Origin of the sequence: Sphingomonas sp. R86521, assembly GCF_042466235.1 — a bacterium.
GTDB lineage: Bacteria > Pseudomonadota > Alphaproteobacteria > Sphingomonadales > Sphingomonadaceae > Sphingomonas.
Genome location: NZ_JAXHBY010000001.1, coordinates 1,802,105 through 1,824,205, shown reverse-complemented (window position 1 = coordinate 1,824,205; position 22,101 = coordinate 1,802,105). Strand labels below are relative to the sequence as shown.

The following is a 22,101-nucleotide window of genomic DNA, read 5'->3' as shown; positions in this document are numbered from 1 at the left end:
GCTCGGTAGCCGCAAAACGCTGCCCACGGGTTAACCGCCTGTAACGATTCCTTACATTCGCCTGAACCGTAAACATGTCTTAATAACCGGCGCGTAACCGGCAGCCTGTCGAAATCTCGGCGGCGTTGGCAACATCGCATGCCTCGTTCGGGACGGTCTATGGAACAGCTCTCCGGTGGCCCGAAGCCGCCGCCCCCCTATACCGGCGTCGAGCGTCGGGTGCGCAAGCCGCTGCTGAGCATGCGCCTGCGCGATTTCGACGTCGCCCAGGCGGCCAGCTATATGCTCACCACCCCGCGCACCGCGCATGAGGGGGTCGGGCTGTTCGTCACGCCGAACATCCAGCACATCGCCGACATGCGCAGCAACCCGGAGTTCGCCGCGGCGATGCAGGGTGCGCAGATCGTCGTCGCCGACGGCTTCCCGGTGTTCCGCTACGCCCAGCTTCGGGGGCAGGCGCTGCCGGGCCGCATCACCGGTCGCGAAGTCGTCGACGCCATGCTCGCCGAGCCCGATCGCCTCGCCGCGCACCGCATGGTCTTCGTGGTCGACGGCGAGGAGACCGCGGAGGCGATCCGGGCGTGGATCGCGGACCATATCCCCGACGCCGCGTACGACATGCTGATCCCGCCGTTCGGGTTCGAGAACGACCCGGCGTACGGCGTCGGCCTGGCCGAGCGGATCGCCGATTTCGAGACGACGTTGCTGTTCCTGTGCGTCGGCGCACCCCGCAGCGAGATCTTCGTCCATCGCCACCGGCCGCTGCTGCCGCCGTGCTGGGCGCTGTGCGTCGGCCAGTCGTTCAAGATCGCGCTCGGGCTTACCGTGCCGCCGCCGGCGATGATGGTCCGGCTCAATCTCGAATGGCTATGGCGTATTCTGCTCGAACCGCGGCGGATGATGCGACGTTATGGGCCGAGCAGCGTTGGCTTCCTGGCGTCGGTCGTGACCGATTTACGTCGCAATCGTCAGCGTCGCCCCTAAGGGGTGACGCAATCTTAACCGCCGGCGCGTAGCCGCGAAGGCGGGATCCGGCTGATGGCCTCAAGGTCCTATCGCCGGGAAAATCTCCAGTTCGAGGGCGTTACTATGGAAGATCAGCTTCGCGGCATTCTGGAGGACGTCGGCGGACTCGCCGTCCCCGTCGCCACTGTCGGGTCCGATCAGGACCTCTTTGCCGCAGGCCTCACCTCGTTTGCGACAGTGACGGTGATGCTGGGCATCGAGGAGGCCTTCGATGTCGAATTTCCCGACGCGCTGCTGAACCGCGCGACGTTCCGCACCATCGACACGCTCGTGGCGGCCATCGCCAAGCTGCAGGGCGATTCCCTTGCTGCATGACCGCGCGCTCATGAGCCAGGCATCGCAGTCCGCGATCGATCGCGTCGTCGCGGTCGCGGCGGCGCATGCCGATGCGGTCGACCGCGAAGGGCGCTTTCCGACCGAGGCGATCGCCGCACTGCGCGAAGAGGGGCTGCTCGGGGCGATGATCCCGGAGCCACTCGGCGGCGACGGCGCGACGATGGGAACGCTGGTCGGCTATTGCCAGCGACTGGCGGGCGCCTGCGCCTCCACCGCGATGATCTTCGCGATGCACCAGATCCAGGTCGCCTGCATCGTCATGCACGGCCTCGATCAGGACTGGTACGAAGCCCTCGCACGCCGCATCGCCAGCGACCAACTGCTGCTCGCGTCGATCACCTCCGAAGTCGGGATCGGCGGCGACATGCGGTCCAGCCTGTGCGCGGTCGAGATCGACGAAGATCGCTTCACGCTGACCAAGCATGCCACCACCGTCTCCTATGGCGGCTATGCCGATCTGTTCCTGCTGACCGCGCGCGCGGATCGCGAGGCCCCGGCGTCCAGCCAGGTCCTCGTCACCATCTCGCGCGGCGATTGCACGATGACCGCGACGAGCGGCTGGGATTCTCTCGGGATGCGGGGCACCTGCAGCACCGGGTTCGAATGCGTCGCTGCCGGCGTACCCGACCAGGTCTTCGCGACACCGTTCGCCGATATCGCCGCAGAAACCATGCTTCCGGTCTCGCACCTGCTGTGGGGCGGCGTCTGGACGGGGATCGCGGTGGCCGCGGTGACGCGGGCGCGCAAGTTCCTCCGCGCGCAGGCACGCCGCCAGCCGAACGCGCCGACGCTGGGATCGACCCGGCTGATGCAGGCGGTCGGACTGCTCGAATCGATCCAGTCACGGCTTGCGGTCCTGATCGCCAGCTACGACGCCAGCCATGCACTCGGCTCTGATCGCGACGTGATGTCCGAAGCGGACGCCCGCTGGCCTGTCGGCATCGCCCGCGCGACTGTGCTCAACATGCTCAAATACGACGCGTCGGAAATGTGCCATCAGGCGGTGCTGCACGCGATGCTGATCTGCGGTATGGCGGGCTACAAGAACGACACCGAGTTCAGTGTCGGTCGCCATCTGCGCGACATCCTGTCCGCACAGCTGATGATCAACAACGACCGCGTCGCGGCGAACACCGGCGCTTTGCTGTTCGCGCAACGATCCGAGCTGGGGAGGCTCTGACAGTCATGGACACCGGGTTTCGCGAACGGCTGATCGCCGAGGGTATCCTGTTCCAGACCGGCGTCGACGGCGTCTGGGGCCGCAGCGGCGTGTTCGAACGCATTCATGACGGGATCGAACAGGCGATCACGCGCGCCGGGCTGGACCAGCAGGCCGAGGTGATGCGCTTCCCGCCGGCGATGGCGCAGGCGGTGTTCGAGAAGAGCGGCTATATGAAGAACTTCCCGCAACTCGCGGGAACCGTGCATTGTTTCTGCGGCGACGAGCGCGCGCACCGTACCCTGCTCGGCCAGATCGAGCGCGGCGAGGACTGGCTGCAGGACCAGCAGCCCGCCGACCTCGTGCTGACCCCGGCGGCCTGCTACCCGGTCTATCCGATCGTCGCCAAGCGCGGCGTGCTGGCGGACGACGGGCATGTCGTCGACGTCGCCTCCTATTGCTTCCGTCACGAACCCTCGCTCGAACCGACGCGATTCCAGATGTTCCGGATGCGGGAATATGTCCGCATCGGCACCGCCGAACAGGTCATCGCCTTCCGCGAAACCTGGATGGAGCGCGGCCAGGCGTTCGTCGCGGCGCTCGAACTGCCGTTCGAACTGGAGGTCGCCAACGATCCGTTTTTCGGCCGTGGCGGCAAGCTGATGGCGGAGGCGCAACGCGCGCAGGCGCTGAAGTTCGAGCTGCTGATCCCGGTCAACGACGGGCTCGAGGCCACCGCGTGCCTCAGCTTCAACTACCACATGACCTATTTCGCCGACACCTGGGGGATCAAGACCGCCGATGGCGAGCAGGCGCAGACCGCGTGCGTCGGGTTCGGCATGGAGCGGCTCGTGCTCGCGCTGATGCGCCATCACGGGTTCGACATCGCCGCCTGGCCGGCCGGCGTTCGCGACACGCTCGAACTGGGCTGATCCGGGGGTGCCGTCCTTCGTTTCGACCGTGCGACGGCGATCATGACACCGATCTTCTTCGAAGGGCGGTTCGGCTGGCTGCATCTGCCGCCGACCGGCGCCACGACGGCCGCGCCCCCGCTGGGGGTCGTGCTGTGCGCCGCGTTCGCGCAGGAGGAGATGTGCACGCATTACGGGCTAATGATCCTTGCCGATCGGCTTGCCGCGCGGGGCATGCCGACGCTGCGGTTCGACTATGGCGGCACCGGCGATAGCGCCGACGGCGAGGTGACGCTGGCGTCGTTGCGCGCCGATGTAGTGCGCGCGGTCGCCTGTCTGCGCCAGGAGAGCGGCGCCGGCGCGGTCGCACTGTGCGGATTGCGGCTGGGCTCCGCGGTCGCAGCCGCCGCCGCCGCCGAGATCGAGGGTGTCGTCGGCGTGGCGATGCTCGCGCCGATCGTGACCGGGCAGGCGTTCCTGCGCGAAACGCGTGCGGCGGCGAGCGTCTCCAGCCTGGCGAACCTCGATCCGGTGCCAAAGCTCGACTCCGATCGTCCGCTCAATACCAACGGCTTCCTGTGGAGCGCCGCGCTCCAGCGCGATATCGCGACGATCGACCTGACCGCCATTCCCCCGCCCGCGCCGCATATGTTGCTGGCGCCAGGCCGTCCCGACCGGAAACTGCCTCCCTTCGCCGCCTCGCTGCGCGCGCAGGGCACCGCCGTCACCGAAGTCCCCTTCGTCGACTATGACGCCTATATGCAGGACCCGACGACGCACGAGGTGCCCGCGGCTACCTTCGCCGCGGTCGAGACCTGGCTCGCCGCCCTGCCCCATGCGGAGACGGTCGCCGCAGCACCGGTATCGGTCGCGCCGGTGCTGACGCTCGACGGCTGCGAGGAAATCCCGCTGCGCTTCGGTTCCGGCAATGCGGTGTTCGGGATGCTCTGCCGCCCGACCGGCCACGCCGCGCCGGTCGCCGCGCTGCTGCTGCACGAGGGAAGCAGTCACCACATCGGCGACGGCCGCGCCTATGTGGCACTTGCCCGGCGGCTCGCGCAGGCGGGAATCGCATCGCTGCGGATGGACCTCACCGGGATGGGCGACAGCCCCGCCGGCGCGAACATGCGCAGCCCGTATTTCGATCCCGAACGGCTAACGGAGGTGTTCGCCGGCATCGACCTGCTCGAACGCCATGGCTATCCCAAGGTGGTCGCGTTCGGCCTGTGCTCGGGTGCCGATGCCGCCTGGAACGCCGGGCTCGCCGACGAGCGCGTGGTCGGCATCTTCATCATCAACCTGCAGAAATTCCTGTGGAACTACGGCGACGACCTTCGCGTCATCGCGCGCAACAGCAAGCGGACGCTACGCTCCTACGCCCGCTCGATGCGCAACCCGGCCGAATGGCGGCGTGCGCTGAGCGGCAAGGGCGATCTGCTCGGGATCGCACGCGTGCTCGCCAAGCGCGGCCTGTCCCAGGGTTTCCACGCGGTGAAGGGGCTAATGCCGCCCGCACCGGGGTCCGAACCCGCGATCGTGCGCGAGCAGTTGCGGATGCTGGCGGCACGCGACGTCGAGACGCTGTTGATCTTCAGCGATGAAGATCCCGGACTTGGCGAGATGGGCCGGCATTTCGGCCGCAACGCGCGTCGGCTCAAGCCGCCCGCGCGGGTGGTGACGATGACGCGCGCCGACCATCATTTCAACGGCCGCGACGTCCGCCGCCGCTATCAGGCGATGATCGAGACGGCGATGGCCGACCTCGTCGCGCGGCATCGGGCCGACGGGTGAGCCGCGTATGAAGATCGACGTCGTGACCCGCCCGCCCCCCTCGCCGTCCCCGGCGTCTGGGCGCAACGGCAAGCGCCACATCCGGCTGCGCACCTATGGCACGCTGATCCTGGCCGATTGCGCCGCGATCGTGGTTGCCTTCCTGGTCGCCAGCCTCGTCCGGTTCGGCTTCGTCTGGGACGACCTGGTGGCTATCCCCGGCACCCGGATGCTCGTCCTGATCCTGCCGGTCTATCTGGCGATCGCCGCCGATCGTCGGCTGTACTCGAGCCAGTTCTTCCTCAACTGGCGGCGCAACGCGTACGGCGCCGTGAAGACGCTGGGCGCTGCGCTGCTGGCGGTGCTGCTGATCGGTTTCTACCTCCATGCCGCCGCCGACGTGTCGCGCATCGTCATCTCGCTCGGCGGCGTGATCGGTGCACTGCTGCTGATCGGGGTGCGCATCGCGCTTCATCGTCGATCGATGCACCTGATGCGCGGCGAGCCGATCACCACGCTCGTGATTCGCGATGGCGTCGACCTGGTTGTCCTGGACGCCGCGATCGTCGATGCCGCGGAGTGCGACATCCGCCCGACCGTCACCGATCCGCACATGCTCGACCGGTTCGGATCGCTGGCGCGCGGCGCGGAACGCGTGATCGTCTCGTGCCCGGTCGACCGCCGCGCACTGTGGGCGGCGATGCTCCAGGGCGCCAATGTACAGGGCGAACTGGTCACCCCGGAGCTTATCGACCTGGGGATGCTGCGGTCCTCGTCTTACGCCGGCCAGCCGACGCTGATCGTGTCGCTCGGACCGCTCGACACGCGCAACCGGGTGTTGAAACGCAGCTTCGACCTGCTGACCGCCTTGGTCGTGATAACGCTGGCACTGCCGCTTCTCGCGCTGGTCGCGCTCGCGATCCGACTCGACAGTCCCGGGCCGGTGCTGTTCCGCCAGCCGCGGATGGGCCGCGGCAACCGGCTGTTCTCGATGTACAAGTTCCGCAGCATGCGCACCGACGCCTGCGACATCGCCGGTGCGCGGTCCACCGAGCGCGGCGACCCGCGCATCACGCGCGTCGGCCGCATCCTGCGCTCGAGCAGCATCGACGAACTGCCCCAGCTCTTCAACGTGCTGCGCGGCGACATGAGCATCGTCGGCCCGCGGCCGCATGCGCTGGGAAGCCTGGCCGGGACACAGCTGTTCTGGGAGATCAGCGAGCGCTACTGGGACCGCCACGCCGCCAAGCCGGGGATCACCGGGCTGGCGCAGATCAACGGCTTCCGCGGCGCGACCGATCACGTCGCAGACCTCGAAGGCCGGCTCGATGCGGATCTCGCCTATCTGGTCGGCTGGACGATCTGGCGCGACCTTCGGATACTCGTCGCGACGACGCTAGTCGTGTTTCACCGAAATGCCTTTTGATCCGGTTACAATTCGTCAACATTTCGGGTGGATATGCACAGGGTAGCTAGTCTGATGGTGCCCTGCCGATGCTCAAGAATGTCTTCCATGAGCGCCGACGCTCGCTCGCGGTAAAGGGCCTCGGCGTTCTCGACACGCCGGCGGAGCCGAGCTTCGACCGCTTCGTCAACGAAGCCGCAGCCGCCTTCGACGCGCCGATCGCTCTTCTGTCCCTGATTCACAGCGACGAACAATGGGTCAAGGCGAGGCACGGGCTGACACTGTCCTGCATCCCCCGCGACAGCGGCTTTTGCGGACATGCGATCGACCATGAAGGCGCACTCGAATGCTGCGATCCGCAGAGCGATCCGCGCTTCGGAACGCTCGCGGTCGTGACCGGCGATCCCTTCATTCGCTATTATATCGGTGCGCCGCTGCGCCTGCTGAACGGCATCGACGTTGGCGCCCTGTGTGTCGTCGACACCGTGAGACGGCCACCTGCATCCCCCGACCAGCGCGCCTACCTGCTTGGCCTGGCGCGCCAGGCGGCGATGGTATTGGAAGCGCGTGCCGATCTGCACCGCGCGGGTGTCGCGGCATGATGAAGATCGCGTTGTGCATCACGCAGGAACATGACCTGCGGCTGGTCGTCATGGCATTGCTGGTATGCCTGGTCGGATCGGCCGCAACGGTGCAATTGTTCGGCCGCATCAGGTCCGCGATCGGCCGCAGCATGGCTGGCTGGATCATGCTGTGTGCGGTCAGCACCGGGACCATGGTATGGTCGACGCATTTCGTCGCGATGATGGCATTTCGGACCCATGCGCCGGTCGTCCTGGATCCGATCCTCACCATGGCATCGCTGTTGCTAGCCATCGTCGTCGCGGCACCCGGACTCGCCTTGGCGGCGATGGCGCGGCGTTGGGCCGGCGCTGCGGGCGGCGCGATTATCGGCGTGGCGATTTCCGCGATGCATTATCTCGGCATGTCGGCGTACCGCATCGACGGCATCGTGACGTGGGACTGGCACTACATCGTCGCCTCCATCATCCTGTCCTCCGTCTTGGCGGCGGCCGCCTTCCATACGCTGACGGGCGCAGGGCGCTGGCGACGCGCACGCGCGGGCGCGTTGCTCGGCCTCGCAGTGGCGGCGCTGCATTTCACCGGGATGGCGTCGATGCACATCGCCGTGCTGCAACTGGGCAATGGCCTGTCGGACGGCACGCTGTCCGCGCTCGCCATCACGACCGCGGTCGCGGCAATGCTCGTGGTGGGCTGTGCGGCGCTCAGTGCCCTGATCGACGGCCATAGTCAGGGCGAATCCTATCGTCGCCTGCGGCGAATGGCCTTGCACGACGGCCTGACCGATCTGCCGAACCGGATGAGTTTCAACGATGAGCTGGGACGCCGTCTGGCAATGAAGTCGGGCTATGCCTGCATGGCCGTCGTCATGCTCGACCTGTCACGGTTCAAGGCGGTCAACGACACCTATGGCCACCAGGCCGGCGACCAGTTGTTGATCGCACTCTCCGCCCGGTTCTCGGCAGCGTTGAGGGCTGGAGAATATATCGCCCGGCTGGGTGGCGACGAGTTCGCCGGGCTGATCTCCTATACGACCCCGGCGGACCTGTCGGCGTTTCTCGATCGCCTCCGCGATACGTTCGCCGCACCGTTCGAATTCGATCGGTTCACCGCCTCGGTCGGTGCGAACATCGGCGTGGCGTTCGCCGTCCATGACGCACGCAATGCCGATACGCTGCTCGCGCGCGCCGATCTGGCGATGTACCGCGCAAAGTCGCTGCATTCCGATGAGCCCTGTTTCTATCAGGCGGACATGGACGACGCCGTCCGCGATCGGCGCGAGCTGGCCAGCGATCTGCGCGCTGCCGTTGCCGCCGGCGACTTCGAGCTTCACTATCAGGTCCAGGCATCGGTCACGACCGGCGAGATCTCCGGGTATGAAGCGCTGATCCGATGGCAGCATCCAACGCGCGGTGCGATCTCTCCCGTCACCTTCATCCCGGTCGCGGAGGAATGCGGGCTGATCGTGCCGCTTAGCATCTGGGTGCTGCGACAGGCGTGTTTCGAGGCGGCACTGTGGCCTCATCGCCAAGTCGTGGCGGTCAATCTCTCGCCGCTTCACCTGTCCGATCCACGACTGGTCGATACGGTACGATCGGCCCTGACCGACAGCGGCCTGCCGGCCGAGCGACTCTCGCTCGAACTGACGGAGAGTGCGATCATTCACGACCGCGATTTCGCCCTGGATCAACTCGGTCAGCTCAAGGCGATGGGTATCGCGATTGCGCTCGACGACTTCGGTGTCGGCTATTCCTCGCTCGACGTCCTTCGCGCCTTTCCGTTCGACCGGATCAAGCTGGATAAATCCTTCGTCGCCGAGATCGAGCACAGCGAGCAGGCGGTTTCGATCCTGCGCTCCGTCACGGCGCTCGGCACCAGCCTGAACATGCCGGTACTGGCGGAAGGCATCGAGCAGCCGGCCCAGCTGTCGATCGTGGCCAGGGAGGGGTGCGCTGCGATCCAGGGGTATCTGATCGGCAAACCGTCCCGCACGCTCACCACGCCGGAACAGGTCCACCGCGCGATGCTGCTGGCCCCCCGCGCGGTCGAGGCAGATGCTGCGTTCGGCTGACGGGTGACAAGCCTACCGCATGTGCGACCAGGCTGGGCCGACGCGTCCGATCACCTCGAACGTTCCGACACGACGGCCCCGCCCTTCATGACCAGCTGAACACGGCGGACGGCGCCGATGTCCGCGGTGGGATCGCCCGCCACTGCGACCAGGTCGGCGAGCAGCCCCGGTTTCACCATGCCGAGCTTGTCGGCCAGGTGCAGCCACCGCGCATTGCCCGAGGTCGCCGCGATCAGGACCTGCGCCGGGCGCATGCCCGCGGCGACCAGCAGGTCCATCTCGCGGGCGTTCTGGCCGTGCGCGAACACCCCGACGTCGCCGCCCATGCAGATCGGCACCCCGGCCTTGATCGCCAGCTTCAGGCTCGTCCGGCTGAGTTCGACCGCGCGCGGCGCCGGGTCGCTGCCCGTCCAGCCGCGATAGCGCGCGGTCGCGTCCGACGCCGCGAGCGTCGGGCACAGCGCGATCCGCTTTGCCGCCATCGCCGCGAAGATATCGGGGGTCCCGCCATAGCCATGCTCGATCGTGTCGACGCCGGCCGCGATCGCGCGGCGCATGCCCTCGGCGGTCGCGGCGTGGACGGCGACAGGCCGCCCTGCATCATGCGCGGCCTCGACCGCCGCCACCATTTCGGCGAGGCTCAGCGTCGCGCGACTATCCTCGCCCGGCCGCCAGCGATAGTCGGCATACAGCTTCACCCAGTCGGCGCCCGCGGCGATCTGGCGGCGCACGCCCGCCACGATCTGGTCGACGCCCGATACTTCCTCGGCACCCTGCGGCACCGGAACGCCGGGCTCGAAGCCTTTCGGGCCATAGGCACCCAGCGCCACGATCGCGCGCGTCGCGACCGACAGCCGCGGTCCGGGCACGATGCCCTGGTCGATCGCCGCCTTCAGCCCGACATCGGCATAGCCCGCCCCCTCGGTGCCGAGATCGCGCTCGCTCGTGAAGCCGGCCAGCAACGTCGCCTTGGCGTTCGCGACCGCACGCGCGGTACGCAGCGCCAGCGGCTCGTGCAGGACCTGATCGTCCCAGCTCGTCTCATTATAGGGGTGCAGGAACAGATGCCCGTGTCCCTCGATCATGCCGGGCATCAGCGTATCGCCGGCCAGATCGACGATCCGCGTATCGGCGGGTACCGGCAGGTTCGGACCGACCGCGACGATCCGCTCGCCGGTGACCAGCACCTGCCAGCCGACATGCACCGTCCCGTCGACGCCGTCGAAGACGCCGGCGGGCTTCAGCAGGATCGACGCCGGAACCGCTGCTGGCCCCGCCGCAGACGTGGCGCTCGCCGGTGCCAGCAGGATCATCGCCGCCAACAGCATTTTGGTCGTTCGCCGACGCATGGTCTTTCCCCTTTTCCCGCCTTACGCTGCCGCCATGGATAAGGTCCTTCGGCGCGCGCGCAATCCGGTGATCCTGTTGGCGATGCTGACGACCGCCCCCAGCCCTCCGCCGACCGAGGCGGCGCGGTGGCAGGCGCAGGCCGCCCGCGTCACCATTACGCGCGACGACTGGGGTATCCCGCACATCCGCGGGAAGTCGGATGCCGACGCCGTGTTCGGCCTCATCTACGCCCAGGCCGAGGACGATTTTCCCCGCATCGAGGCTAATTACCTGACCGCGCTGGGCCGTACCGCGGAAGCACAGGGCGAAGACGCGCTCTGGGCCGACCTGCGCCAGCGGTTGTTCGCGGATCCCGCCGAGCTCCAATCGCAATATGCCGCCAGCCCGGCCTGGCTGCGTACGCTGATGCAGGCCTGGGCGGACGGCCTGAACTATTATCTCGCGACGCACCCGCAAACCAAGCCCAAGATCCTCACCCGCTTCGAACCCTGGATGGCGCTCAGCTTTACCGAGGGCAGCATCGGCGGCGATATCGAGCGGATATCCCTCAGCGACCTGAAGACCTTCTACGGCACGCCGACACCGCCGACCCCCGAGGAACTCGGCATGGTACCGCGCGAGCCGTCGGGGTCGAACGGCATCGCGATAGCGCCGCGCCTGACCGCGAACGGCAGAGCGCTGTTGCTCATCAACCCGCACACCAGCTTCTATTTCCGCTCCGAAGCGCAGATGACCAGCGCCGAGGGCCTGAACGCCTATGGCGCGAGCACCTGGGGCCAGTTCTTCATCTATCAGGGCTTCAATCCCAAGGCGGGCTGGATGCACACCTCCTCGACTGTCGACAATATCGACGAATTCGCCGAACGGATCGTGCGGCGCGGCCAGGGCTATGCCTATCGCTACGGCGCCGAACGGCGACCGGTCGTGACGCGGCCCATCACGCTGCGCTATCGCAAGCCCGACGGCACGATGGGCGAGCGGCGCTTCACCACTTATCGCACGCATCACGGTCCGATCGTCGCGATCAAGGCAGGGCGCTGGATCGCCACCGCGCTGATGTGGAAGCCCGTTCCCGCGCTCGAACAAAGCTATCTACGTACCAAGGCTACCGATCTCGCGAGCTACATGGCCGTCGCCGAGCGCAAGGCCAACTCGTCGAACGACACGCTGTTCGCCGACAGCAAGGGCGAGATCGCGTTCCTGATGCCGCAGTTCATGCCGGTCCGCAGCGACCGGTTCGACTATACCCGCCCCGTCGACGGCAGCGATCCGGCGACCGACTGGCACGGCCTTCACAGCATTGCCAGCCTGCCCAACGTCGCTGTGCCGCGCACCGGCTGGGTCCACAACACCAACGACTGGCCGTGGAGCGCGGCAGGTCCCGACAGCCCGAAGGCCGCGGAGTATCCCCGCTACATGGACCAGGTTGGCGGCAACGCGCGCGGCGTGCATGCCGACCTGCTGCTGACGGGCAAGACCGGCTGGACCTCCGACACCCTGCGGGCGGCGGCGTTCGATCCCTATTTGCCCGCCTTTGCGCGGTTGCTGCCCGGGCTCGTCGCGGCATGGGAGGCCATGCCCGCCAGCGACCCGCGACGGCGGACGCTCGCGGCCCCGATCGCCGTGCTGAAGGGCTGGGACCACCGCTGGGGCTACGACTCCACCGCGACGAGCCTCGCGGTATTCTGGGGCGACCAGCTGTGGCGCGAGGTCGGCAGCTTCGCGCAGGCGGAGCGACTGAACGTTCCCGACTATATCGCCACCCGTGTCGGGGCGGACGCCAAGCTGGCCGCGCTTTCGGCTGCGGTCGATCGATTGAAGCAGGACTTCGGCGACTGGCGCGTGCCGTGGCGCGAGATCAACCGATTCCAGCGGCTCGACGATGCGATCGCGCCGCATTTCGACGATGCCAAGCCGTCCATTCCCGTACCCTTCACCTCCGCGCAATGGGGCAGCCTGGCCTCGTTCGGGGCAAAGCCGTGGCCGGGCACGAAGCGCTATTACGGCACCAGCGGCAACAGCTTCGTCGCGATCGTCGAATTCGGTCCGCGTGTGAAAGCGATGGCGGTGATGGCTGGTGGCCAAAGCGGCGACCCTGCGTCGCATCACTTCGCTGACCAGACCGCGCGCTATGCGGAGGGCAAGCTGCGCCCGGTCTATTTCTATCCCGACGACCTCAAGGGCCATGTCGAACGCAGCTATCGGCCCGGGCGGTAACCTGCCGGTCGAGGGTTCAAGCGTTCGACGGAGGGCGGCGATGTCGCCGCCCTCCGGCCGATCAGGCCAGCGCCAACCCGACGTCGACATTGCCCCGCGTCGCGTTCGAATACGGGCAGATCTGATGCGCCGTATCCATCAGGCGCTGGGCCTGTTCGCGGTCCAGCCCCGGCAGGTCGACGACAAGATCGGTGGTGATCCCGAAGCCGCCGGCGTCGCGTGGGCCGATCCCGACCGTCGCGGTGACCTTGGTGTCGTCGGGCACCTTCACCTTCAGCTGCTGGCCCGCCACCTTCAAAGCGCCGATGAAGCATGCGGAATAGCCTGCCGCGAACAGCTGCTCCGGGTTCGTACCGTCGCCGCCGGCACCGCCCATCTCCTTGGGCGTCGACAGCTTCGCTTCGAAGCGCCCGTCATCGCTTTTGGCTGAACCTTCGCGGCCACCGACTGCAGAGGCGATGGCGGTATATTTGACGTCGATCGACATGGTGAACTCCTTGCGCGGTAATCTTTATCGCGATACACAATTAGGCGCGTGATGGCCTCCCGTCCAGAGCCCTGACCGCTGCCACTTACAAATAGGTCCGCTCACTGTGATCGACGCTGCACCCACTCCTCCTCGAACGCTCGACGGACAGCTGTGCTTTTCACTCTACGGCGCCTCGTTGGCGATGAGCCGGGTGTACAAGCCGATGCTGGATCGGCTCGGCCTCACCTATCCGCAATATCTCCTGCTCCACGTCCTGTGGGAGCAGGACGACCGCACGATCGGCGCGATCGCCGAGAGGCTGTCGCTCGAGTCGAGCACGATCACGCCGCTGGTCAAACGCCTCGCCGCGGCCGGGATCGTGACGCGCGAACGCGATCCCGGGGACGAACGGCAGGTGCGCGTCCGCCTCACCGACAAGGGCCGCGCGCTCGAGCGGGAAAGCGAATGCGTCGCGCAAAGCGTCTTCGCGCGAACCGGACTGTCCGCAGCACAGCTCGAACTGCTGACCGACCAGATCCAGACGTTGCGGCGGACCCTTGTCGAAAGCGCCGAATGACCGCGCCGGCCAGCAGCATAGTCTAACGCCTGAGGCGAACCTCTAACGCGCTTCCGGCCAATCTTCGAAGACGGTCTTTTTTATCGAGCGAATGTCGCCAAGCCCAGTCGCCGGCATCCCGATATCGCGATGCTTCGCGCCCGGCCCGGTCGAACCGCGTTCGAAAAATCGCGCATCCTGCGGGCGGAAGACGTCGGACATCGTGCCGCTCCGTGCCGTGCCGTTCATCGTCGCCCAGTGGTCCGGGGCGATGTGCGCGTCCATGATGCAGTCGATGAACGAGACCTGCCCGACCGCGCGCGGATTGGCGTAGCGCCCGTCGGGGAAGCGCTTGGTCGGATGCCACGGCCTGGCGAGCGCGACGCTCCGGTCCGGAACGCCCGCCTCGCGGGTCAGCCGCGAGCGATAGAACACGATGCCGACCGGTTGATCGAGCAGCGTCGACGGCGCGGCGATGAACGACTGGAACGGTTCGCCGCGCGTATCCGCGGCGCGGACCCGCGATCGGATCTCAGATCGCTCGATCAGCACCATGCCGTTGCCGAAGATGAAGTCGATGTTGCCGGCGACGAGGCTGTCGCTGACGACGAGGCGCTTGCCGTTGGCGAACAGCGTATCCTGGTATCCCAGCAGCGCGCTCTTGCGGATACTGACCCGGTCGCTGTGGATATCGGCGAGCAGCGCGACGGCTTGCGGGTTGCCGATCCTGGCCTTGTCGCCGGCAGGTAGGCGATCGTTCGCGAGGTAATCATAGTCGTTCTCGATCGTCATGCCCGAGACGACGACATCGCTGCCGTCGATCGTCAGCGTCGCCGATCCCGCGGTGCCCCAGCCATCGCGGTGATAGTGTCCGGCGGTCTGCGCGACGGCGTCGAAGTGGAGTTTCGTGCGCGATACGCCGCTGCCGATCACGCGGACCTTGCTCCGCGCGATCGTCACCTTCTCGCGGTAGGAGCCCGGCCCGACGCGGATCGTGACCCACCCGGTGTCGCTGTCGCGGTTCGCCTGCTCCAACGCCGCCCCTAGCGATGAGAAGCAGTTGCGCGCAGCGGAGCAGGTCTGGCTGACGGTCAAGCCCTGTCCCGCCATTGCCGCGCCGGGGGTGGCGGCGGAGACGGCAAACACTAGGGCGCCGACGAACGGAAAGCGGGTCATCATCATCTCCTGGTCTTGCGCGCCTGATCGGCATCGACGGCCTGCAGAAACGTCGTAATCTGGTTGACCGCCTGATCGAGGAACGGCTGGAACAGCCAGAAATCATGCGGCGCCACGGCGTAGACATAGGTCGTCGTTCGGATGCCGTTCCGCTTGAGCACAGACGTTACCTGCTCGCGCCCGGCGGTAAAGCGGGGCGCGCCACTGCTGACGATCAGCGTCGGCGGGGACCTGGCCCCGACATGGCTCGCCGCGCTCGCATCGCGCCAGGTATCGGGCACCTGCTCGAACGATCCGCCAAGCCACTGCGCCAGCGGCGCGGCGGCGTTCTCGTATTGCAACGCCAGCGGGCTGCTCGCATCGAGCACGCCGTCCAGATCGATCAGGGCGTTCGCCGGCCGCCCCGCGCGGCCGCCGCGATAGGCGAGCAGCGACGCCATCTGCCCGCCCGAGGACGCCCCCCCAATCGCGATATCATCGGCACGCAAGCCGTAGCGCGACGCTTGGTCCTGCGCCCAGGCCAGCGCATCGGCGATGTCCTCCATGCCCGCCGGATAGCGCTGCTCCGGCGTCAGGCGATATTCCGGCAGGAAGACGGTGTAGCCACGTTGCGCCAGCAGGTTGGCGAGTGCGTAGAAATGCGTCTTGCTGCCCGACCGCCACGCGCCGCCGTGGACCAGCACCAGCCCCTGTCGAAGGTTGCGCTGCTGTCCCGGCCCGAACACGTCGATGTGCAGATCCCGGCCGCCCACCGTCTTGTAGGCGAGATCGAAGGCCATGGTCTGTCCGGTCCGGGGCGCAATCACCGGCAAGGCAATCCCCAAATATTGCGAACGATACCCGTCCAGGCGACGCGCGACCGTATAGCTGTCGTCGACGACGTGATTGGCGATCGCTTGGCTCGCTATGGCCAGCAACAACACTGCGATCAGTCCGCGTCTCGTCATCCTTGCATCACCGCGCCCCCCTTGATGCCCTGAATAGACCACCGGCGCATGATAGCATCAGTGGCCTTCGCCTTAGATCTGATAACGCAAGGCTCCAACACCATACGGCCGGTCTCGGTGTACTGGAGTACCAATACTTAGTATCTCCACAGGTGTGAAAATAGCGCTTGTGCTGGTTCTCAATGTTCACGACTGAATGCCAAAAGGCCTTCGCTAATGTCGAGAACAGCACGTGGCGGTCCGCTCGATACCTTGACGCGGTTGCAGTTCGCAGGCCCAGCGATGCCTTTCTGGGACCATCCGTATTCTTCCTCAGTCAAACAATGTTGCCACTCCTTTCGGGCAGTTGCCCGATCAGTTTGAACATCGCGCTTTACGTCGTCCTGCGGCGAGGTCGGTGCACGCCACAGCCAGGCTCAGACTTGGGTTCGGAAGGTAACATTTTGCTGGCAACTCACAATGCAATGCAGCCTTTGCTAGGTCCGACCGGCTAGACGTCAGTTCAGCCGCGCACTCATCAGGAACCGCGCTCGGCTGGCCGCCGCGCGATGCTTGGTCTCCTCGATCTCGCGTTCTTCAGTCGCGTCGAGCATCGCTTCGAGCAGCCGGCTGAAATGCTGTCGCATCGCGACGCGCGCCGCCTGCGGATCGCGGCGCGCCAGCGCATCGACGATCGCGGCATGCTCGCGCTGACGCGCGGTTCCATCGCTATGGCAGACCGAGGCATGCGTACGGCGCACCTCGGCGATTTCGGTTCGCAGCCGCCACAGCGTTTCGATGACGTGGATGATCGCCTTGTTGCCCGACGCGGCGGCGATGGTCAGGTGGAACAGCCGGTCGATCGCGGTCACCGCCTCGTCGTCGAGGCCGTCCTGCGCCATCTGCGCGAGCAGGTCGCGCAGCGTCGCCATATCGTCGTCGGAAATGATCGGCGCGGCCAGCGCCGCGGCTTCGGATTCGAACAGCGATCGCGCCTCGGTCAGTTCGAACGCGCTGACCTGCGGCAGCTGCCCCGCCTCCTGCGGCACCATTTCCGAGACGTACACGCCGGATCCGGTCTTGATCCGGATCCGCCCGATCGCCTGCAGCGCGATCTCGGCCTCGCGGATCGTGACGCGGCTGACGTTGAAGCGCTCGGAAAGCTCGCGCTCGCCGGGCAAGCGCGAACCCGGCGGGAACGCACCGTTTTCGATCAGCGCGACGATCTGGTCCGCAACACTCTGGAAAAGACGACGATCCGCCATTGGCCTAACAATTCCTCTGCCTTGCGCTTGGATTGTCATACCATTTGGCCCGGGCCGCACAAGCCGTCCGGGCCGCCCAAGGCCATTATGGCTACAGGCGCACCCTGATCCCGACGAAGTATTTCGGTCCGTAATAATGATATTGGCGGCTGTTGCCGTACACCGGCATGTCGGTGACCTTGGGGTTGTTGAACACGTTGAGCGCTTCGAACCGCAACGACGCGTTGCGGTTGATGTCGTAGGACGCACGCAGGTTGATCAGGTTCGACGGACGGACGTAGCGAAGCTGCGAATTGCCGCCGACGAAGTCCTGATAATAGCGTGAGCGGTAGGTGTAGATCGCCTCCAGCGACAGGCCCTTCAGCTGATAATAGAGCTGCCCCGAACCGGTGTGCTTGGAATAGCCGGACAGGTTCGCGGCCGGGATGATCCCCGGCGTGACCACGCCGGTGGTCGGATCGACCACGTCGCCGAGCCGGATATCGTAGTTCTTGAAGTTGGAATCGGCGTAGTTGTAGCTGACCTTGGCGCCCAGCCCGTCGAACGGCGCCGGCAACCAGGAAAAGCGGTTCGAAAGCGTCAGCTCGAGCCCGTAGACGCGGCTCTTCTCCGCGCTGTTCTGGCGCTGCGTGACCGGCACGACGACGTCCTGCCCGCCGATCGTGAACGTCTCGTCGATCAGCACCGGTGTGAAGCCGCCGCCGAAACTCTTGTAGTAGAGCGTGCCCGCGACGATCGTGTCCTTGTTGGGGTACCATTCGAGCGCGACATCGCCGTTCCACGACATGATCGGCTTGAGCGAGGGCGAGCCGTCGGCGACGACCTGCCCGATCGCGTCGGCGACGTTGGTGAAGGCGGTGCCGTCCTCCAGCGCGATCGTGCGCCCGGCGGCGAGATCGCTCGGCGCCGGCCGCGACATCGCGCGATAGGCGGCGACGCGCGCGACGACGGTGTCCGACACGTCGAAATTGGCGTTGATGCTGGGCAGCGCGCGGAAATAGCTGTTGGTCAGCGTCTGCGTCTCGAAATTGTCGTTCTCGACCAGCCGGACGGAACCGTCCGAATTGGTGATGACGTTCAGGCCCGATCGCAGGCCCAGTGAGACGACGTCGGTCTGGACCACGCGCACGCCGAAATTGCCGCGAACCGGCGTGCTTCCCAGCTGCCCCTCGTACGATCCCATCGCGTAACCCGACCAGACTTTCTCGGTGACGTCGGCATTGTCGACCGCGCGGGTGTCGGCCCCGATCCCGGGGTCCTCGGTGCCGAGATAGCCGCGGAACTGACATAGCGTATCGAAGGTTGCCCAGGACGTGATCGACTGGCCGGGCGCATCCTTCAGATACCCCGCCTGCGGAAAGGCTGTGCGGCAGGCATTGTTGACGCGCTGGTCGACGGTGCGATCGTCCTGCGTGATCTCGACCAGATCGTTGATGTTGAGATAGCGCCGCCGCGAATAGCGCCCACCGACCTCGATCTTCTTCAGAAGCCCCTCGAATTCATAGGCGGCGTCGATCCGCGAGGCGAAGATCGTGTCCTGCTTGTACTCGTCGTCGCGCCGTAGCCGGGCGTCGTCGCTGAAGAGCGACCAGTCGTTGACGTTGAAGCGCGGATCGAGCGTGATGTTGGTCGCGAACCCGCCGCTGGTGTCATAGGTGAAGGGGATGCGCTGGTTGTTGATCGCGGTGCGGACGTTGTTGACGTCGAACGGATCGGTGCGCAGCCGCACCGTACGTTGCAGCGTCCGACGCTTGGTCTGCGAATAGGACACGTCGGTGCTCAGCGTCAGCCGGTCGGTCGCCTTCCAGTTCATCGAACCGCCGCCGCCGAGATATTCCTCGCTGCGCGTCAGATAGTTGCCGACCGTATCGATCGACGAGCTGCCGGTCGCCGAGACCAGCCGATGCTGGTCGTCATACACCACGTTGCGCAACGAATAGGCGGTCTCCGCGATCGTCAGGTCGTGGCGATCCTCGGAATAATTGCGCTTCGAATATTGGACGTCGAGGTTGATATCGACCGTCGGGTCGGGTTTCCATTGCAGCGAGCCGATGATCGCGTCGCGCTTGTCCTGCTCGGTGATCTGCCGGAACGTCGCCGAGTTCGGCGCGAGGTAAAAGGCTGCCCCCGCCGCGCCCTGCTGTCGCGTGACCTGCGCGCAGGTGCCGGTCGACACGACCAGCGGATTGCACGCGTAATAGGTGCTGCCGGCGGCGTAGGTTTCCTCGGGATTGTTGACCTGGTTGCGCTGCACGCCGATCGCGATGCCGATATCGCCCAGGCTGCCGAGGTTGAACTGGTCGACATAGCTCGCGGTGCCGCGCCAGCCCCAGGCACCCTGCCCGCGGATCTTGTCCTGATACGGGTTGTAGTTACCCTTCACCTCGGCCTGCAACGATCGCTTGCCGTAATCGAGCGGGCGCAGCGTCTCGAGCTCGATGGTGCCCGCGACGCCGCCCTCGATGATGTTGGCCTGTTGCGACTTGTAGATCTTGATGCCGCTAACGAGCTCCGACGGGAACTGGTTGAAGTTGACCGCGCGATCGCCGCTGCCATTCGAGGCTTCGCGCCCGTTGAAGGTCGTTGCGCTGAGGAACGAGCCGAGCCCGCGCAGCGAGATTTCGGTCGCGCCACCCTTTTCCTGGTGACTGGTGGCGCCGGTGATGGTCTGGATCGCCTCGCCGATCGACAGCGCGGGCAGGTCGCCGATATCCGACGACGTCAGCACGTCGACGATCGCGTTCTCGTTGCGCTTGGTGGCGATCGAGGTCTCGATGGTGTTGCGGATGCCGGTGACGATGATGTCGGAATCGGTCGGTTCGGCGGGTTCGGCCGGGGTGGCCGCACCGTCGGCGGGGGGTGGCGCGGACGTAACCTGCGCCGCCGCGGGCGCGGCCATCGCCAGGCACCACAGCGCAACGCCGCCTCCCAGCAATCGCGATCGCACCGTGAACCTGGATTGCGGCGTAACGTCCCTCATCATGCTCTCCCAGCCTGTAGTACGCCCGCCGTTGTTCCGGTCGTGACGATCTGACAAGACACTTTGCTATACCAGTTGTGCGGCATGCTCAATACATATTGCTGGTCCAATTTTATCTGACGACAATACCAGTACATCCGAGCGGTGGACGTGAGTCCGCGATGCTCGACGTCGAGCAAGGCGCAACAAGCGAATGGCAAATGTTCTGCCGCGCGGCTTCGGCGGCTTGGACGGCAGGCGGCGGTTACGGGACCAACTGGCCTCGCAACGCCGGCACGACCTTGGCCAGACCATTGGCGACCAGCGTCGAGAACACCCGCGCGCCGGCATCGCCGACATGCGTATAGTCGAATTTCCGTCCGACCTGCCCGCGCGGACCATCCGGCGTGGTCGGCGCATCCGGCACCCGCGCTGCCGCCGCCGTGCGCGGAGGCAAGGTCGTACCGGCCTTCGCCGCCTCGACTTCCGCAGCGATCGGGTCGGCCATCGCCATTTTCATCGCCGCCACCGGCCCCAGCCGCTGCACGACTTGCGCGCTCTCCGCGTTGAGGTCGATCAACGGCGTTTTGGTGGCCGTGGCGACCTTGCGCACCTGATCGGACCACACGTCCAGCGTGTTGAGCAGCCTGCCGTCCTTGAACTCGCGCCGCGACAGCGGCGTCAGCAGCACCGGAATGCCGCCCCCTGCGCGCACCTCCTGGACGTACCGGGTCAGGTTCGCGGGAAACTCGCTGTCGATCGCGGTCCAGCGCTCGGGCGCGGAGGACTGATCGTTGTGCCCGAACTGGATCAGCACATAGGTGCCGGCATAGCCTCTGGTCGCGATCTCGTTCTGCGCGATCGCCCAGGATCCCTCCTGTCGATAGCTGCGCGTCGAACGCCCGCCGCGCCCCAGGTTGAGGCAGGCGACGCTCGACTTCACATGCTCCGCGCAGAACACCGACGCCCAGCCGCTGCCCGGCGCCATCGTCGAATCCCCGACCAGGATCAGCTTGTACGCCTTGATCGGCGCGGTATCGCTGCGCGTCTTGGGCACCTCGCCCGCAACGCGCGGATGTGCCGGCTCGTCCTGGGCCAGCGCCGGTGTTCCCACCAGCGCCAGCGCGAGAATCATGTGTCGCATCGGATGTGTCCCTCCGTGTCCGTGTTACGAGAAGAACAGGCCGCCGTTGATGTCGAGGTTGACGCCGTTCAGGAACGACGCGTCCTCGGACAGCAGGTATGCGACCGACGCCGCGACCTCGTCCGGATGGCCCTCGCGGCGCAGCGGGGTGTTGCTGGCGACCGCGGCGCGGCCTTCGGGCTTGGAGAAAATGTCGTGGAAGCTGGTGCCGATCAGCCCCGGGCACAGCGCGTTGACGCGGATGCCCTGCGGCCCGAACTCCTTGGCCCAGCCGCGCGTGATCGTCATCAGCGCACCCTTGGCGGCGGCATAGATCGAGGCGCCCGGCCCGCCACCATCGCGGCCGGCGAGCGACGCGATGTTCACGATCGCACTACCGCGTACCAGATGCGGCTGTACGGCCTTGGTGACGAGGAAAGAGGAGCGGAAGTTGAGCGCCATCACGTCGTCGAAGAAATCGACGTCCATCTCGGCCAGCGTCTTCCGCGCGATCATGCCGCCCGCGCAATTCACCAGATAGTCGATGCGTTCGCCGAATTTCGCGGTCGTCGCCGCGACCATCGCCGCGACCTGGCCTGGGTCGGTGACGTCGGCTTGGTACAGGAACGCGGTGCCACCGGCCGCGGCGATGGCGTCGGCGGTCGCCTGTGCGGACGCTTCGTCGCTGCGATAGTTGACGACGACGGTGGCGCCCTCGCTCGCGAGGCGCAGCGAGATCGACTTGCCGATGTCGCGCCCGCCGCCGGTAACGATGGCGATCTTGTTGGTGAATCTCATGT

Annotated in this window: 18 protein-coding genes; 10 read left to right on the top strand and 8 right to left on the bottom strand. The window is 66.4% G+C overall.

Features of this window, described 5'->3' with window-relative positions; all coding sequences use genetic code 11:
- Positions 1–159 precede the first annotated feature (159 nt).
- The 8 genes from SJY20_RS08455 (at position 160) to SJY20_RS08420 (ending at position 9,260) form a co-directional block, all read left to right on the top strand.
- The gene (locus SJY20_RS08455; RefSeq protein ID WP_380786283.1) at positions 160–984 is read left to right on the top strand and encodes a WecB/TagA/CpsF family glycosyltransferase; all 825 of its coding nucleotides are present in this window, start codon (positions 160–162) and stop codon (positions 982–984) included.
- 105 nt (positions 985–1,089) lie between these two features.
- A complete protein-coding gene (locus SJY20_RS08450; RefSeq protein ID WP_380786282.1) occupies positions 1,090–1,341 on the top strand; it encodes an acyl carrier protein in 252 nt (83 codons plus the stop codon).
- A gap of 10 nt (positions 1,342–1,351) precedes the next feature.
- The gene (locus SJY20_RS08445; protein ID WP_380786281.1) at positions 1,352–2,542 is read left to right on the top strand and encodes an acyl-CoA dehydrogenase family protein; all 1,191 of its coding nucleotides are present in this window, start codon (positions 1,352–1,354) and stop codon (positions 2,540–2,542) included.
- Positions 2,543–2,547: 5 nt separating this feature from the next.
- Positions 2,548–3,453, top strand: coding sequence for an amino acid--[acyl-carrier-protein] ligase (locus SJY20_RS08440; RefSeq protein WP_380786280.1), 906 nt, complete (start codon positions 2,548–2,550; stop codon positions 3,451–3,453).
- 42 nt (positions 3,454–3,495) lie between these two features.
- Positions 3,496–5,223 carry an alpha/beta hydrolase gene (locus SJY20_RS08435; RefSeq protein ID WP_380786278.1) on the top strand — a complete coding sequence of 576 codons (1,728 nt, stop codon included), beginning with the start codon at positions 3,496–3,498 and terminating at the stop codon, positions 5,221–5,223.
- 7 nt (positions 5,224–5,230) lie between these two features.
- Positions 5,231–6,628, top strand: a complete 1,398-nt coding sequence (locus SJY20_RS08430) for an exopolysaccharide biosynthesis polyprenyl glycosylphosphotransferase (protein WP_380786276.1) — start codon at positions 5,231–5,233, stop codon at positions 6,626–6,628.
- A 68-nt stretch (positions 6,629–6,696) separates the two neighbouring features.
- Positions 6,697–7,209, top strand: a complete 513-nt coding sequence (locus SJY20_RS08425) for a GAF domain-containing protein (RefSeq protein ID WP_380786275.1) — start codon at positions 6,697–6,699, stop codon at positions 7,207–7,209.
- The gene (locus tag SJY20_RS08420; protein ID WP_380786272.1) at positions 7,206–9,260 is read left to right on the top strand and encodes a putative bifunctional diguanylate cyclase/phosphodiesterase; all 2,055 of its coding nucleotides are present in this window, start codon (positions 7,206–7,208) and stop codon (positions 9,258–9,260) included. The genes SJY20_RS08425 and SJY20_RS08420 overlap by 4 nt, the downstream gene beginning before the upstream one ends.
- A gap of 50 nt (positions 9,261–9,310) precedes the next feature.
- Here the strand turns inward: SJY20_RS08420 and SJY20_RS08415 are convergent, their stop codons facing one another.
- On the bottom strand, positions 9,311–10,573 hold the full coding sequence (locus tag SJY20_RS08415; RefSeq protein WP_380788612.1) for an amidohydrolase family protein: 1,263 nt from the start codon (positions 10,571–10,573) through the stop codon (positions 9,311–9,313).
- Positions 10,574–10,643: 70 nt separating this feature from the next.
- On the opposite strand from SJY20_RS08415, the gene SJY20_RS08410 reads away from it, so the two are divergent.
- A complete protein-coding gene (locus tag SJY20_RS08410; RefSeq protein WP_380786271.1) occupies positions 10,644–12,827 on the top strand; it encodes a penicillin acylase family protein in 2,184 nt (727 codons plus the stop codon).
- A gap of 61 nt (positions 12,828–12,888) precedes the next feature.
- On the opposite strand, the gene SJY20_RS08405 is transcribed toward SJY20_RS08410, so the two are convergent.
- A complete protein-coding gene (locus SJY20_RS08405; protein ID WP_380786269.1) occupies positions 12,889–13,314 on the bottom strand; it encodes an organic hydroperoxide resistance protein in 426 nt (141 codons plus the stop codon).
- A 106-nt stretch (positions 13,315–13,420) separates the two neighbouring features.
- Here SJY20_RS08405 and SJY20_RS08400 point away from each other — a divergent pair, with 106 nt between their 5' ends.
- Positions 13,421–13,873 (top strand): MarR family winged helix-turn-helix transcriptional regulator, encoded by a 453-nt coding sequence (locus SJY20_RS08400; RefSeq protein ID WP_380786268.1) that lies wholly within the window; start codon positions 13,421–13,423, stop codon positions 13,871–13,873.
- A 42-nt stretch (positions 13,874–13,915) separates the two neighbouring features.
- On the opposite strand, the gene SJY20_RS08395 is transcribed toward SJY20_RS08400, so the two are convergent.
- The 6 genes from SJY20_RS08395 to SJY20_RS08370 all read right to left on the bottom strand — a co-directional run bounded on the left by SJY20_RS08395 (position 13,916) and on the right by SJY20_RS08370 (position 22,099).
- Complete coding sequence (locus SJY20_RS08395) at positions 13,916–15,028, bottom strand: pectinesterase family protein (protein WP_380786266.1); 1,113 nt, start codon at positions 15,026–15,028, stop codon at positions 13,916–13,918.
- Positions 15,029–15,030: 2 nt separating this feature from the next.
- Positions 15,031–15,975: an alpha/beta hydrolase gene (locus SJY20_RS08390; RefSeq protein ID WP_380786265.1), complete on the bottom strand. Its 945-nt coding sequence runs from the start codon at positions 15,973–15,975 to the stop codon at positions 15,031–15,033.
- Positions 15,976–16,472: 497 nt separating this feature from the next.
- Complete coding sequence (locus SJY20_RS08385) at positions 16,473–17,219, bottom strand: FadR/GntR family transcriptional regulator (protein WP_380786264.1); 747 nt, start codon at positions 17,217–17,219, stop codon at positions 16,473–16,475.
- A 91-nt stretch (positions 17,220–17,310) separates the two neighbouring features.
- A complete protein-coding gene (locus tag SJY20_RS08380) occupies positions 17,311–20,199 on the bottom strand; it encodes a TonB-dependent receptor (protein WP_380786263.1) in 2,889 nt (962 codons plus the stop codon).
- A 244-nt stretch (positions 20,200–20,443) separates the two neighbouring features.
- A complete protein-coding gene (locus tag SJY20_RS08375) occupies positions 20,444–21,322 on the bottom strand; it encodes a rhamnogalacturonan acetylesterase (RefSeq protein WP_380786262.1) in 879 nt (292 codons plus the stop codon).
- Positions 21,323–21,346: 24 nt separating this feature from the next.
- Positions 21,347–22,099, bottom strand: a complete 753-nt coding sequence (locus SJY20_RS08370; RefSeq protein WP_380786261.1) for an SDR family NAD(P)-dependent oxidoreductase — start codon at positions 22,097–22,099, stop codon at positions 21,347–21,349.
- Positions 22,100–22,101: the final 2 nt, after the last annotated feature.